This is a genomic window from Arenibacter flavimaris, assembly GCF_030291335.1.
GTDB lineage: Bacteria > Bacteroidota > Bacteroidia > Flavobacteriales > Flavobacteriaceae > Arenibacter.
In genome coordinates, this window is record NZ_JASWIM010000049.1 from 12,387 (window position 1) to 27,369 (window position 14,983).

The following is a 14,983-nucleotide window of genomic DNA, read 5'->3' on the forward strand; positions in this document are numbered from 1 at the left end:
CATTTCATATTTGGTACATAATCAGAAAAAAGAATCCTATTTTTGGCTGAAAATAATAATAGAATATGATAACCACGGACCATTATAAGAGTCTCATTGATCGCCTTGGTGCGTTAAGGAGGTATCTTTGACATTGATGCCAAGCTTGTAGAAATAGAGAACGAGGAAGAAAAGACCCTGGCTCCCGATTTTTGGAACCACCCCCAAGAGGCACAGGAGCAGATGAAATTGATTCAGTCCAAGAAACAATGGGTCGATGATTTCAACAGCGCTCAAACTTTAGTTGCCGATCTGGAGATTTTTTTGGAATTTCAGAAAGAAGGTGAAATGTCCGAGGCCGATGTTGAATGTCATTACGACAAGACCGTTGAAGCCTTGGAGAAATTGGAATTTAAAAATATGCTCTCTTCCGAGGGAGATGAACTAACGGCCATACTCCAAATAACGGCAGGTGCCGGAGGCACGGAAAGTTGTGACTGGGCCTCCATGTTGATGCGGATGTATATGATGTGGAGTGAAAAAAACGGGTATAAGGTAAAGGAACTCAATTATCAGGAAGGTGATGTTGCAGGAATTAAAACCGTAACCTTGGAAATTGAGGGCGATTATAGCTTTGGGTGGCTTAAGGGAGAGAATGGCGTACACAGGCTGGTACGTATTTCCCCTTTCGACAGTAATGCCAAGCGTCATACCTCCTTCGCTTCCGTTTACGTTTACCCACTGGTGGACGACAGTATCGAAATTGATATAAATCCGGCAGATGTGGAGATCACCACAGCGAGATCCAGCGGTGCTGGAGGGCAGAATGTGAACAAAGTGGAAACCAAGGTGCAGCTGACACATAAACCCTCGGGAATTCAGATTTCCTGTTCAGATTCAAGGTCGCAGCACGACAATAGGGCCACTGCACTAAAAATGCTTAAATCCCAATTGTACGAAATAGAATTGCGCAAGAAAATGGAAGCCAGACAGGAAATTGAGTCTTCCAAAATGAAAATTGAATGGGGCTCACAGATCAGGAATTACGTAATGCACCCGTACAAATTGGTGAAAGACGTGCGTACAGGTGAAGAAACAGGCAATGTAGAGGCGGTTATGGATGGTAATATTGATCAATTCTTAAAGGCCTATCTTATGATGATGGGGCAAAAGGAAGAGAGTTGATTTATTACTCCCCATTACAACCTTATAACTTGTTACAGATAAAGGCTTGAAAGTTTCCGGAACCCGGTCCAAAGATTCCAAACGTGACCAGTTGTAACCCGGAAAGTTTAGCCATCAACCTTAAAACCAAATAAATTATGATTAAAATATATCACAACCCCAGATGTGGAAAGTCCAGGGAAGGTTTGGCCATTTTAGAAAACTCAGGAAACGACTTCGAGATAATTAAATATCTTGAAAAGGTGCCTTCCAAGAAAGAATTGGAAACCATTTTAAAGATTTTGGGCATGTCACCATTGCAATTGGTGCGAACCAACGAAGCTATTTGGAAGGAAAAATTCAAAGGCAAAACCATGACGGACGATGAAATAATTTCAGCCATGATAGCGTTCCCCAAGCTCATAGAACGCCCCATCGTCATCATGGACAACAAAGGGGTGGTTGGACGTCCGCCCGAAAAAATAAAGACACTTTTAGGCTAGTGCCATCTTTGAGTGCTTGGCAAAAGAAATGTTTAATAGTACATTTTTCACCTAATAATAAATTAGACCCCCAATGGTCCAATTGCGGCACAATTCTTGAAATATTCATTTTAACAAAGATTTAACCCTTAAGGGTTAAACCATCTATTAATTTTGGAATCCCATTAACCAGCGACATTATGAAAACTGACAAAAGATTATTTTTTAGTGTTTTATTTATCGTATTATCCTTTCCTTTTTTAAGTGCCCAATATGGGTACGGCAATGGGTACGGATATGGATACGGAGGATATGGAGGGTATGGCAGACAGAGAAATAGCATTCCACAGGTACAGGAAACTCCCAAGGAGCCTGAAAAACTAACAGCGGAGCAAATTGTAGATCAGGAAATGCCGGGAATAACAGAAAAATTAGGTTTAAACCCGTTCGAAGAAGCAGTTCTGAGTACCACCTTAAAAAAGTATCTCCAGGAAAGAATTGAATTGCAGATACTGGATTTACCGCCCGATAAAATGAGGGAGAGTTATGAGAAAATTACGCAAAAGCAGGACGAAGAGCTTATGGCCGGATTACCTGCCGATAAATACGAGGCCTTTGTAGAACTACAGAAAAACGGTTTTAAAAAGGTCAAGGAAAAAAAGAAGAAAAAGAAAAAAAATAAATCCAAAACATAGCAAATGAAAAGACTAATCCCAGTTACATTATTTCTCCTCACTTTAACAACTTATGCACAAGGAGGCCAAGGCCCGCAAGAACCAATAAAAATAACTGGGACCGTTTTAGACCAAGAAACAGATCAACCCTTGGAATATGCCACATTGGTACTACAAAGTGTTAGAAATCCCGAAAAGGTTACTGGTGGAATTACAGATGTCAACGGACGATTTGAAGTTGAGACTTCACCTGGAAACTATAATATTAGTGTAGAATACATCTCCTACAAATCCTATAAATTAAACAATCAAAGCCTAAGGTCTTCCACTGATCTAGGTGTAATCCGCCTTTCTTTGGACGTTGCCCAGTTGGCCGAGGTAGAAGTAGTTGGCGAACGTACCACTGTAGAATTACGCCTGGATAAAAAGGTTTATAATGTAGGGTCGGATCTAACCGTCAAAGGTGGCTCTGTAACAGATGTACTTAGCAACGTACCTTCGGTCTCTGTGGATGTGGAGGGCAATATTAGTCTAAGGGGAAACGAAAGCGTTAGAATCCTTATCAACGGCAAACCATCCGCCTTGTCCGGTCTGAGTCCCGAGGCATTGCAGCAGTTGCCCTCGGATGCCATTGAAAAGGTTGAAGTAATTACCAATCCTTCCGCACGCTATGATGCCGAAGGAACTGCAGGTATTTTGAACATTATATTAAAACAGAGCAAGACCGCCGGGGTTAACGGATCGGTAAATCTCTACACCGGACATCCAGAGACTTACGGAGGTTCCTTGAGTCTAAATTTAAGACGGGATAACTTCAATATCTTTACCAACACCACCTATCGTTATCGCAGTGGCCCTGGGAATGCCTTGTTCGACCAAGAAAACTTTGACAGTAATGGCAATACGTTAAGCTATCAGAATGAAATAAGGGATTACCAGAGAAAGGACAAAAGCTTTAATACCAATGTTGGCTTTGAACTGTTTTTGGATGAGAGCAGCAGTATCACCAATTCCTTTGTTTTTAGCAAATCCAATGGGGACAACACCGTTAATGTGGATTTTTCAAATTTTGATGCCAATAGAACCCCTACCATCCAACGAAACCGTTTTACCAATGAGGACGAATTTGAGGAGGAGGTTCAATACTCCTTGAATTATCAAAAGAAATTTGAAAGGGAAGGACATACCCTTACCTTCGACTATCAATACTCCAAGGGAATCGACAACGAGAATTCGATCATAGAGGAAGTTATCCTAGGGGATAATATTGCCTTGGACACCGAAAGGACCATAGATGACCAAACACAGATATCCCAATTGGTACAAATGGATTACGTACTTCCTTTTGGAAAGGATAACCAGTCTCAATTTGAACTTGGCTATAGGGGTACTTTCAATAACAACAATACCGATTTTGACTTTGGCATTCAGCAACAGAATGGTGGTTTTAATAGCGACCCCAACTACAGCAATGAATTAAATTATAAGGAATATATAAATGCTGCCTATACGCAGTTGGGATCCAAATTTGACAAATTCAGTATTCTGGGCGGATTGAGAGTGGAGGCCTCCGATATTGGGATAGAACTGTTGAACACCAACGAACTTACCAATAAGGACTATGTAAATTGGTTCCCTTCCTTATTTTTGGGCTATGAGTTCTCCGAGAAGGAACAGCTTACCTTAAGCTATAGCAAAAGACTTAGAAGACCTCGTTCCAGGTTTATCAATCCTTTCCCTTCCAGATCAAGTAACACTAATCTTTTTCAAGGTAATGCGGATTTGGACCCTACTTTTACCGACGCATATGATTTGGGTTATTTAAAGCGATGGGACAAGTTTACTTTTACCACCTCTGGATACTTTAACAGATCTACCGGAGTGTTTCAATTTGTTTCCAGGGAGACGGGCGATTTTGTAACCATAGAAAATCCGGATGACCCACAAAATCCTATCGTAGTTCCGGTACAGGTGAGAAGCCCTATTAATTTGGCTACTGAAGACCGTATCGGTATGGAGTTCACCACTACCTATACACCCATTAGAAACTGGAGATTAACATGGAACCTTAATGCTTTCCAAAGGGATTTACAGGGAGACTATACCTATACCAACAGCCAAAATGAGGAAATTGTTCAAAATTTTGACGCCAACAATTTTTCTTGGTTTACCCGCTTTAGCGCTAAATTACCTTTGCCGGGAAAAATTGATTTCCAGACCAATTTCTTTTATATGGGACCTTCCGAAGATGCACAGAATACCAGCAAAGGTATGCTTAATTCGGATTTTGCCCTTAGCAAGGATATTTTAAAGGACAAAGGCTCTTTGACTTTAAACGTAAGCGATATATTCAATTCCAGGAAACGTATAACCGATACCAGAACGGAAAATGTTGCTACCTATAGCGAATTTCAATTTAGGCAAAGACAAATTACCTTGTCGTTTCAATACAGGTTCAACCAACCCCAAAACCAAAGAAATGGAAATAGGCAAGGTAGAAATGGCGGTGGGGAAGATATGGATTTCGAGGGATAAACCTTTTATCCACATGTTAAACATAAAAAGGGAGCCGATGGGCTCCCTTTTTATGTTTAAATATATTGTAATAACGAACCTTTATTGGTTGCGTTTCGCTTTTTTAGCCTCGCGCTTTTCCTTCAATATTTCCAGGATAGAACCTCCTATCCAGTAGGGAATAACAAAAGTCAATAAAAAAATCATCAACCAAAACCCAATGGTCAAGATGGTCAAAAATGCTAAAAACCCTAAATATTGGTCAAAATCGAACATGATTGCTATGTTTTTTAATGGTGGTACAAAGATATCAAAATCTAAGTTATTATTCCAAGGGGTATTTAAAATAATTTATCCTTAATAAACAATCTAACTTATTCCATCCAACCCCGAACAAAAAGAAACGGTCCTACCCTATCAATTATTTCAAGTTGTCCAAGATAAAATCCAAGGTACTGTTCTTGTTGCAATTCTTCCCAAAGGCCACATTGGTATGTGTTATATCGTTTGCCAAGCCCAGGTCCTTAAAACGATTTATAGTAGCCTCAGCCTCCATGGTAACCTTACCTGTCAATAAAGTATCCATGGATAAACCATTTTTATATCGTTTATAAATCTTTTTCAATCCACTTAAATACAGGCGATCCTTTGTAAATCCGCCACCCCTATGAACCCGCATACTTATGGTAAAGGCTTTGTTCCGGTCCAGTTTGTACTGCCCGTGCAGCATATCGAAGGTATCCGAAAAACTATATCCCTTTATCAAACTGTCAGATGCCAAGACCCTGTACGCCAGCTCCTTTAATCTTTTTAAGGTTAAGGCTCCGCTCATATATTCGCTAAAAACCGCCAATCCCTCTTGGGTTTCCACGTTTTTCGGAAAACCGTTGGAAAAGACTTTTAACGGCTGTAACATGCCGTTATAGGTAGTTACCAAGTGTAGTCCAATCTCGTGATTGGCCAGGGTTAGTAGTTGATTTTTACTAAAAGTGGTGTTTTTCTTGATCAGGAGGGATTGGGTATTATTGCTTACCATGGCATCTGCAGCAATACTATTGGAAAATGAAATTTTTAAAGGGAATTGATATTGCTGGGCAAACTCTTCAAAATAAAGCTTTGCGTCCTCAGGAGTATATATTTTCTCCATATCCCCGGTTATGGGCTCATCGGTCACATGCAGGATAAACCTAGCGTTTTGTACATCCTTCTCTGTTGGAGTGCCATATACCCTAAGGGAATTGTAATAAAACTTTTTACCCTGGCCGATGGTCTCTATACACTGTATCATGTTGGCATAGTAATACACCACTTCCTGATAAAATTTCCTTATAGGTTCATCCTTTATGCGCTCCAAACGCTGGGAAAAGAACAAACGGTTTAATTTATAGGGATCAAATTGTAGTTTTTTATACTTAAATACAGGTTCGTCTACATACTTGGAGGCAAAAAAACGATGTTTTTCCTTTTCAATATTTAAGGGATTTAAATAGGTAAGTAATTCAATTTTTTTTACCAGCCTGTCCAAGTTGCCGTCTATTGCAAATACATTGGGGAACTGCTGTATAATTTCCCGGCTAATTTCTTTACCCATATCTACAATTATAATTTCATGCAGTAAGCCCGTAAAAATTCAATTTACAAAAGTTAATTGGCCCACAAATAAGTGGCAGTGCCAAAATTAAAAGGTTTTGATTTATTTGGTCGACTTATAATGGTCACTCCATTCCTTTACCTTGGGTTCCCCCAATTTGTCCACAGATTTTGCCACCATCATGGATACCGCAGCATCCCCTGTTACATTGACCACTGTTCTGCACATATCCAAAGGTCTATCCACAGCAAAGATCAATGCCAACCCGGCCTCTGGAATTCCGGCCTGGGCCAAAACAATGACCAGCATTACCATCCCTGCCCCTGGTACAGCGGCGCTACCTATGGAAGCCAAGGTAGCTGTAACTATAATTCCCAATTGGGCTCCAAAACTAAGATCCATTCCAAAGGCCTGTGCAATGAATACCGCTGCAACTGCTTGATAAAGACTGGTACCGTCCATATTTATGGTGGCCCCGATGGGCAATACAAAACTGGCAACCTCTTCTTCCACGCCTAAATGCTCCTCTACCCGCTCCATGGTCACAGGTAATGTAGCCGCACTTGAACTCGTGGAAAACGCCAGCAATTGTGCCGGGGAAATTCCATTTATAAAAAATGATGGTTTGCGTTTGGTAAATATCCATACAAACAAAATGTAGACCCCTATCATTAAAACCAAGCCCAACAATACACTTACCGAGTACCATCCAAGTGCCTTAAATAGATCCAAACTGGGAGATTCCACTACCAAAGCGGCCAACAAGGCAAAAACTCCGTATGGAGCGGCCAGCATAATTAAATCTATCAGCTTAAGAATTACTTCGTTGAAGCCGTCAAAGAATTTCTTTACCGGTTCTGCTTGCTCTGCTGGTATCAAGATTAAGCCAATTCCAAAAAAGATAGCAAAAAAGATGACCTGCAACATGTTTCCATTATCGCTGGCTGCGCTAAATATATTACTGGGCACCAAATCTTCCAAGGCCTGTAGTGGCCCGGACTCCTTTTGTTCATTGGCTTGGGATATTCTGGAATCGGCATCTCCTTTGTAATTTTCCACCAATTCGTTCCTCGTCTCCTCAGAAATGGAGGATCCTGGTTTAATTATATTTACAATGGTAAGTCCGATGGAAACGGCGATAACTGTAGTTACAATGTAAATTCCGATCGTCCTTCCCCCCATTTTGGAAAGTTTGGAAATATCCTTCAGATCGGAAACTCCTTTGATTAAGGAGGCCAATATCAATGGAACCGCAATGAGCTTTAGGGAGTTAATAAAAATATTCCCAAAAGGTTTTATCCAATCGGAGACAATTTTAGGGCCCCAATCGAACTGAACCATGGCCAAAGCAAAAAGAACTCCGCCCACCATACCCAAAATAATTTGCCAGTGCAATTCCAATTTCCTCATAACGACAATGATTTAGATTGGAAAGATAGTATTTTGTGGTACAAAGCACCAAAAAATATAAGGCTATAATTTTATGGTCCTATTCATCAAAGTATAATCGGCCATAACCAATGCGGCCATAGCTTCCACTATTGGCACGGCCCTGGGCACTACACAAGGATCGTGCCTACCCTTGCCTTGGGTGGTTACCTTGTTCCCTTCCCTATCTATAGTGTCATAGGGCTGTATAACAGTAGCTACCGGCTTAAAGGCTATATTGAAGTATATATCCATTCCGTTGCTTATTCCTCCTTGTATACCCCCACTATGATTGGTCTTGGTGGTACCATCGGTATTAAATTGATCGTTATGTGCACTCCCCTTCATCTTTACCCCTTCAAATCCACTTCCGTACTCAAAACCTTTTACGGCGTTAATGGAAAGCATGGCTTTCCCCAATTCTGCATGTAACTTATCAAAAACGGGCTCTCCCAAGCCTACTGGAACATTTTGGATTACACAGGTAATTACCCCTCCAATAGTATCGCCTTCCTTTTTGATTTTTTTAATGTATTCCTCCATTTTGGCCGCAGTGTCGGTATCCGGACATCGTACAGGATTGGATTCTATCAACGAAAAATCGAGTTCCTGGTAACTTTTATCAAGGGATAGCCCCCCTACTTGGGAAACATAGGCGTTTATTTTCATCTCCCCTAGAAATTGTTTGGCAATGGCGCCTGCAACAACCCTACTAGCGGTTTCCCTGGCAGAACTTCGTCCTCCTCCCCGATAATCCCTAAAACCGTATTTTTGGTCATATACATAATCGGCATGCGAAGGCCTGTAAGAGTCCTTTATATGTGAATAATCATGCGATTTCTGATTGGTATTGTGTATGGCAAACCCAATAGGTGTCCCAGTGGTCTTCCCTTCAAAAATCCCAGAGTAAAACTCAACGGTATCTGGCTCCTTACGTTGGGTTACGATGGCCGACTGTCCAGGTTTACGCCTGTCGAGATCTTTCTGAATAGCTTCCAGGTTCAATTCAATTCCTGCCGGGCAACCATCCAATACGCCGCCGATGGCCACACCATGCGATTCTCCGAACGTAGATAATTTAAAAAGGGTTCCAAAAGTATTTCCTGCCATATTCCTAAATAAAAGTTGTAGTAATGAAATGGTTTATTAGGGCATTTCCACCCCAAGGCACAAAGGTAAATCTTAAAACAGAGATACAAAAATAGAAACCCGGCTTATTGCAAATTAAAACAGAATTGCACCAACTTAATACAAACTTAACTATTTCCTTATTCTAATTTGATTTTACCTTCACATTCAATTTAAATCCAAGAGTTTAATTTGAGAAAATTCCACCTCCGTGAAAAAGCGACAAATAGATTTGGCAGTTATTTCAGACGTGCATTTAGGGACTTTCGGTTGCCATGCGGATGAGCTACTGGCCTATTTGAACAGTATTAACCCTAAAACACTCGTATTGAACGGGGATATCATTGATATTTGGCAATTCAGTAAGAAATATTTCCCTGCCACACACCTCAAGGTACTTCGGAAAATTATGGGAATGGCCACCAATGGTACCGAGGTATATTACCTTGTAGGGAACCACGACGATAGGCTTAGAAGGTTCTGTGGCACCTCTTTGGGGAATATCCACTTTGCAGACCAATTGACCTTGGATTTGAACGGTAAAAGAGCATGGTTCTTTCACGGTGATGTTTTTGATATATCCATTCGGAATGCAAAATGGATGGCCCAACTAGGAAGGCATGGCTACAGTCTATTAATACTCCTTAACCGAATCCTCAATTGGATCTTGGGCCGATTGGGACGCGAAAAATATTCCCTGTCAAAAAGAATCAGGAATAGCGTACATGACGCGGTCGGATTTATTCAAAAATTTGAACATACTGCCAAGGAACTGGCTATCGGTAAAAATTATGATTATGTTGTCTGCGGCCATATCCATCAACCCAAAAAAGAGATTTACCAAGGTGAACGGGGCCAATGTACCTATTTAAATTCCGGGGATTGGGTAGAGAATCTCACAGCCCTGGAATACACCTTTAAACGCTGGAAAATATACAGGTATAGTGCGGATAAACTCTCCCCCTTCTTTGCAGATGAGGAACTCAAAAGCATGGACATATATGAATTAATGACCGCCACCAACACCCGCGAAGAACCTGTACAAAAAAAACCAAAAAAGGCGAAGATTTAAGGGTCCCCATAGTTCACCCCACAAAATACATTTAAACTATAAGCGCTTCCTTTAGAATAGAAATCGGATGCAAGGCCTTTCTTTGGGTCCCATCATAAATCTGGTGCCTACAACTGGTACCATTGGCAGCAATGATCACATCTTCTGCGGACTTCCTAACGGCCGGAAACAGCTTTAGCTCCCCCACCTGCATACTCACCTCGTAATGCTCCTTTTCATACCCAAAGGACCCTGCCATACCGCAACATCCGGAACTAATAATGGAAACTGTATAATTTTTTGGAAGATTCAATATGTCGAACGTTACCTTTTGATTGGAAATTGACTTCTGATGGCAATGTGTATGGATCTTTACAGTCTTGGTTTCCTGTGTAAACAGATTGGAGGTTAAAACGCCGGACTGAATTTCCCTGGCCAGGAATTCTTCTATTAAAAAAGAATTGGCAGCTACGGCATCCATCTTCTTCTTATCAAGACCAAAGCGTTTGTATTCATCCCTAAACGTAAGTATGGCGGAAGGTTCCAATCCTAGGATGGGGAATCCGCCATCCGTTAGCTGCGAAAGCTTATCCACATTCTTAATGGCCAATTTTTTGGCCTGTTTTAAAAACCCTTTGGAAATATAGGTCCTTCCACTCTCCGCATAAAAAAGTTCTACCCCATACCCCAGTCGCGTCAGCACTTCAATGGCATCCCTACCCAGTTCAACATCCAAATAGTTGGTAAATTCATCTATGTACAGCACCACTGTAGGCTTGGTAGTATTCACTTGGGCCTTAGCCCTTTGAAGCTCCTTATCAAAATTGAACTTATAAACTTTTGGCAAACTTCGTTGCGCTGCCACTCCAACGGTCTTTTTTAGCAAGCCCCCAATTATTTTGGAATCGTACATGGCATTGGTTATACCTGCCATACTGCTACCCAATCTATTGAGCTGGGTATTATAGGCAAAAAGCTTTGCTCTAAGAGGGTAGCCGTTCTCCTCTTGGTATTGATACAGAAATTCTGCTTTTAGGGTAGCCACATCCACATTGCTTGGACATTCACTGGAGCAGGCCTTACAGCTCAAACAAAGATCAAATACTTCCTTTAGTTCCTTATTGTTAAACTTATTGGCCTTTTCAGAGGAAGTCAAAAATTCCCTTAGGGTATTGGCACGGCCCCGTGTGGTATCCTTTTCGTTTTTTGTGGCATGGTAACTGGGACACATGGCTCCCGATACCTTATGGGTTTTTCTACAGTCACCGCTGCCATTACATTTTTCGGCCGCTTTTAGAATGCCCTCACTATCGGAGAAGTCCATCAAGGTTTCTATTTCCGGTTCCTGACGATCAATTTCATATCGCAGGGATTCGTCCATGGGGTAGGCATCCACAATTTTCCCCGGATTAAAAATATTGTTTGGATCAAAATAGCTCTTTACACGCTTTAGCAGCTCATAGTTCTTCTCCCCTATCATCAAAGGAATAAATTCTGCCCTTACAATTCCATCGCCGTGTTCCCCGCTAAAGGATCCATGGTACTTTTTGGTAAGCTTGGCCACATCTGTGGTAATGGCCCTGAACAAGGCCACATCGGTAGATTTTTTTAAATTTAGGATGGGTCTTAAATGCAACTCCCCTGCCCCTGCATGGGCATAGTAGACTGCATCTTGTTTATAATCCTTCATTATTTGGGAGAATTCGCCTATAAAATCCTTTAAGTCTTCCAAAGCCACTGCCGTATCTTCTATACAAGCAACCGCTTTACGGTCTCCCACTATATTTCCAAGTAGCCCCAATCCGGCCTTTCTAAGTTCGATGGCCTTGTTCACATCGGCCATCTTCAATATAGGACTGGCATAGCTTAAACCTGATTTTTTAACGGTCTCCAATAATTGCTGAAGTTGTTGGTCCAAGTCCTCTTCGGTATTGGACTTGACCTCCAACATCAATAATGCCGCGGGATCCCCTTCCACAAAAAATCTGTTCTCCAATTGGGTCCGGTTATTTTTGGTACAATCCAAAATTACCTTGTCCATCATTTCACAGGTATGCAGATTATGGGCCATTAGCGGGGCTACGTCCAACAAGCAGTCCTCCAAGGTTTTATAATGGGTAACTACCATGGCCGACAGTTTTGGCGGCAACTCGGTCAATTGTAGTACTATTTCCGTAGTAAAGGCCAAGGTGCCCTCACTCCCGCTCAATAATTTACATAAGTTGATGCCTTCGCCACTATCGCCAAAAATATTGTTCTTTAACAACTCGTCCACAGCATATCCGGTATTGCGCCTATGGATCTGGGGTTTTGGAAATTCCCTTACAATTTCGGCCTGTATTTCCTTGTTGCTTAATTCCTTATGTATATTGGTATAAATTTCCCCTTCAAAATTTTCCAAGGACATTTTACCCAGAAATTCGTTCAAGGAAAGATCCTTGAATTCCACCTTACTGCCATCGGATAAGTAAGTCTGTAAGGATACCACCTGATCACGGGTTACCCCATATTGGATAGAGGTGGTTCCCGAGGAATTGTTGCCCACCATTCCCCCGATCATACAGCGGTTGGAAGTGGAAGTGTTTGGTCCAAAAAATAAGCCGTAAGGCTCCAAATAAAGGTTTAACTCGTCCCGGATCACCCCGGGCTGAACGGTTACCTGTTTTTTATCTACATCTACGGAAAGAATCTTGGTGAAATTTTTGGAGACATCCACCACTATACCGTCCCCTACACATTGTCCGGCAAGGGAGGTCCCTGCAGTCCTGGGTATTAAGCCAATTTTGTGTTCCCCTGCAAATAGAATTAATTTCTTAATATCCGCTTCGGTCTTTGGGTAGGCCACTGCCATTGGCATTTTTCTATATACGGAAGCATCGGTGGCATATAGGGTGGTCATTAATTTGTCTACAAACAAATCGCCCTCTAATTCACCCTTTAATTTATTTAGCATATTTTTATCCAACTCAAAACAATTTTGGCCACTAAATTAAGTTTTATTGTTTCAGATTAATAATGAATTTTTAATTTTTACATTAATTAACTTTAGAACACTTATGAAAATTTTAAAATTATTTACGCTTTTTATGTTATGTTCCTGGTTCTCTGTAAGTGCCCAAGAAATATCCGATCACACCATTGGTCTGCGCTTGGGGGACAGTGATGGTTTTGGGGCAGAAATCTCCTATCAAAAATCCTTGGATCGCGACAACAGATTGGAAGCCAACCTGGGATGGCGGGATAGTCGTTATTTTGATGCCTTTAAATTAACGGCCCTGTACCAATGGGTAAGGCCCTTGGATGGAAATTTCAATTGGTATTACGGCGCCGGTGGCGGTCTTGGCAGTGTGGATTTCGCTTCCAGACCGAATGGCAATGGCGGATACTACACACCCGATGGCGGGCTGTTTGTGCTGGCTGCCGGGGATATTGGTATTGAATACAACTTTGACATTCCTTTACTGATTTCGTTGGATTTTAGACCCGAAATCGGCATTGTGGGCTACAAAGATTTCTCAGATAATTTTGATTTTGATATCGCCTTGGGAATTCGCTATCAGTTCTGATATAAATAACTAATTACCATTTTATTGGGCCATGAATGTTCTTGTAGCATTTATGGCTTTTTTTATTACTCATTTATTAAGTACATTTGCGCCAATTAAAAGAAAACAACAATGAAAAAAATATTATTGTCCCTTACCGTAATTGTAGGAGTTGTAGCGTGCAACAGTAAACCCGAAGGTTTTGTATTGAACGGAACTTTGACCGGGGATGTGGAAAACGGTACCCAAATATTCATTAGAAAGATAGGAGAAAACAATCAGCCCTATGATATTGACACCACTACTGTGGAAAACGGAAAGTTTACCGTTAGTGGTCCTGCAGATTCGCCCGATTTAATTTATGTTTTTATTGATAAAATACAGGGATATACACCGGTCGTTGCCGAAAAAGGTGAAATAGAACTGAGTGCCCAAAAGGATAGTTTAAATTTTGCCAAGGTGAAAGGCACTGTACAAAATGATATTTTCTTTGATTATCTAAGTGAATCCAGGGCTTTGTCCGACCAGGCAATGTCTATTCAAAAAGATATGCAAACCGCCGACGAGGCCACAGTGAATTCCTTACGTGATGAGTTTGCCGAACTTCAGGAAGAATATAAGAATTTTGAGTTGGACTTCATTAAAAACAATCCAAATGGTCTTATCTCTGCTTTATTGATAGAAAAAGGACTCAATACAAGAATAGTGGAGAGCGAAGAAGCACAAAAAATGTATGATGCCTTGACCCCTGAAATAAAGGAAACCCAGCCAGCCAAAAACATCCTAAAAAGTTTGGAAGCGGCCAAAGCTAGGGAAGAAAAAGGCAAGAGTACGGCAATTGGCGCTACTGCGCCCGACTTTTCCGGCCCTACTCCGGACGGTAAGGAATTGTCCCTAAAAGAGGCAATGGGAAAAGTGACCATCATCGATTTTTGGGCCGCCTGGTGCAAGCCTTGTAGGGTTGAAAACCCAAATGTGGTAAACGTTTACAACAAGTACCACTCCAAAGGACTTAATATTATTGGTGTTTCCTTGGATCGAAAGGAAGAGGATTGGAAAAAAGCCATTGCGGACGACAAACTTAGCTGGAACCATATTTCCAGTTTGGACTACTTTAATGATGCCGTGGCCAAGCTTTACAATGTAGAAGCTATTCCTGCTACCTTTATACTTGATGAAAATGGGGTTATAGTAGCAAAAAACCTAAGAGGTCCTGAATTGGAATCGAAAATTTCAGAACTCTTGCAATAACAACATTTAATAAATTTAATAAGGAAAGGCCCGTAACTATTTTACGGGCCTTTTTAGGCACTTTCAGGAGTTAGCTTAATTTTGTAGAACACATAGAATATTAACTGCCCTTAGATTTTATTTAGGGGCATTTTTTTATGCCCGATCATGATTTTTGGACAGGAGGTATGCTCTTG

The 14,983-nt window shown here is 41.2% G+C and carries 12 protein-coding genes; 7 read left to right on the forward strand and 5 right to left on the reverse strand.

The features are described 5' to 3' along the window. The first annotated feature begins 65 nt into the window (after positions 1-65). The 4 genes from prfB to QSE00_RS23185 all read left to right on the forward strand — a co-directional run bounded on the left by prfB (position 66) and on the right by QSE00_RS23185 (position 4,834). Positions 66-1,164 (forward strand): peptide chain release factor 2 gene (gene prfB / locus QSE00_RS23170; RefSeq protein WP_286107703.1). Its coding sequence is split into 2 segments (ribosomal slippage): positions 66-128 and positions 130-1,164, totalling 1,098 coding nucleotides; the frame shifts between segments, so codons are not numbered across the junction. A 137-nt stretch (positions 1,165-1,301) separates the two neighbouring features. Continuing rightward, positions 1,302-1,646 (forward strand): arsenate reductase (glutaredoxin), encoded by a 345-nt coding sequence (arsC, locus tag QSE00_RS23175; RefSeq protein WP_286107704.1) that lies wholly within the window; start codon positions 1,302-1,304, stop codon positions 1,644-1,646. 179 nt (positions 1,647-1,825) lie between these two features. Further along, positions 1,826-2,320 (forward strand): hypothetical protein, encoded by a 495-nt coding sequence (locus tag QSE00_RS23180; protein ID WP_110357604.1) that lies wholly within the window; start codon positions 1,826-1,828, stop codon positions 2,318-2,320. Positions 2,321-2,323: 3 nt separating this feature from the next. Next, complete coding sequence (locus QSE00_RS23185) at positions 2,324-4,834, forward strand: TonB-dependent receptor (RefSeq protein WP_286107705.1); 2,511 nt, start codon at positions 2,324-2,326, stop codon at positions 4,832-4,834. Positions 4,835-4,915: 81 nt separating this feature from the next. Here QSE00_RS23185 and QSE00_RS23190 read toward each other — a convergent pair whose 3' ends face one another. From QSE00_RS23190 to aroC, 4 genes are all read right to left on the reverse strand, one after another. Further along, positions 4,916-5,089: a hypothetical protein gene (locus QSE00_RS23190; RefSeq protein ID WP_093980103.1), complete on the reverse strand. Its 174-nt coding sequence runs from the start codon at positions 5,087-5,089 to the stop codon at positions 4,916-4,918. Positions 5,090-5,234: 145 nt separating this feature from the next. Beyond that, a complete protein-coding gene (locus QSE00_RS23195; RefSeq protein ID WP_286107706.1) occupies positions 5,235-6,404 on the reverse strand; it encodes a flavohemoglobin expression-modulating QEGLA motif protein in 1,170 nt (389 codons plus the stop codon). 102 nt (positions 6,405-6,506) lie between these two features. After that, on the reverse strand, positions 6,507-7,814 hold the full coding sequence (locus QSE00_RS23200; RefSeq protein WP_110357607.1) for a dicarboxylate/amino acid:cation symporter: 1,308 nt from the start codon (positions 7,812-7,814) through the stop codon (positions 6,507-6,509). Between the two features lie 63 nt (positions 7,815-7,877). Then, positions 7,878-8,942: a chorismate synthase gene (aroC, locus tag QSE00_RS23205; protein ID WP_110357608.1), complete on the reverse strand. Its 1,065-nt coding sequence runs from the start codon at positions 8,940-8,942 to the stop codon at positions 7,878-7,880. A 229-nt stretch (positions 8,943-9,171) separates the two neighbouring features. On the opposite strand from aroC, the gene QSE00_RS23210 reads away from it, so the two are divergent. Beyond that, positions 9,172-10,032 (forward strand): UDP-2,3-diacylglucosamine diphosphatase, encoded by an 861-nt coding sequence (locus QSE00_RS23210; protein WP_286107707.1) that lies wholly within the window; start codon positions 9,172-9,174, stop codon positions 10,030-10,032. A 31-nt stretch (positions 10,033-10,063) separates the two neighbouring features. Here the strand turns inward: QSE00_RS23210 and QSE00_RS23215 are convergent, their stop codons facing one another. Then, positions 10,064-12,964, reverse strand: a complete 2,901-nt coding sequence (locus QSE00_RS23215) for an FAD-binding and (Fe-S)-binding domain-containing protein (RefSeq protein WP_286107708.1) — start codon at positions 12,962-12,964, stop codon at positions 10,064-10,066. 103 nt (positions 12,965-13,067) lie between these two features. On the opposite strand from QSE00_RS23215, the gene QSE00_RS23220 reads away from it, so the two are divergent. Continuing rightward, positions 13,068-13,577 carry a hypothetical protein gene (locus QSE00_RS23220; RefSeq protein ID WP_110357611.1) on the forward strand — a complete coding sequence of 170 codons (510 nt, stop codon included), beginning with the start codon at positions 13,068-13,070 and terminating at the stop codon, positions 13,575-13,577. A 111-nt stretch (positions 13,578-13,688) separates the two neighbouring features. After that, on the forward strand, positions 13,689-14,807 hold the full coding sequence (locus QSE00_RS23225; protein ID WP_110357612.1) for a TlpA disulfide reductase family protein: 1,119 nt from the start codon (positions 13,689-13,691) through the stop codon (positions 14,805-14,807). Positions 14,808-14,983: the final 176 nt, after the last annotated feature.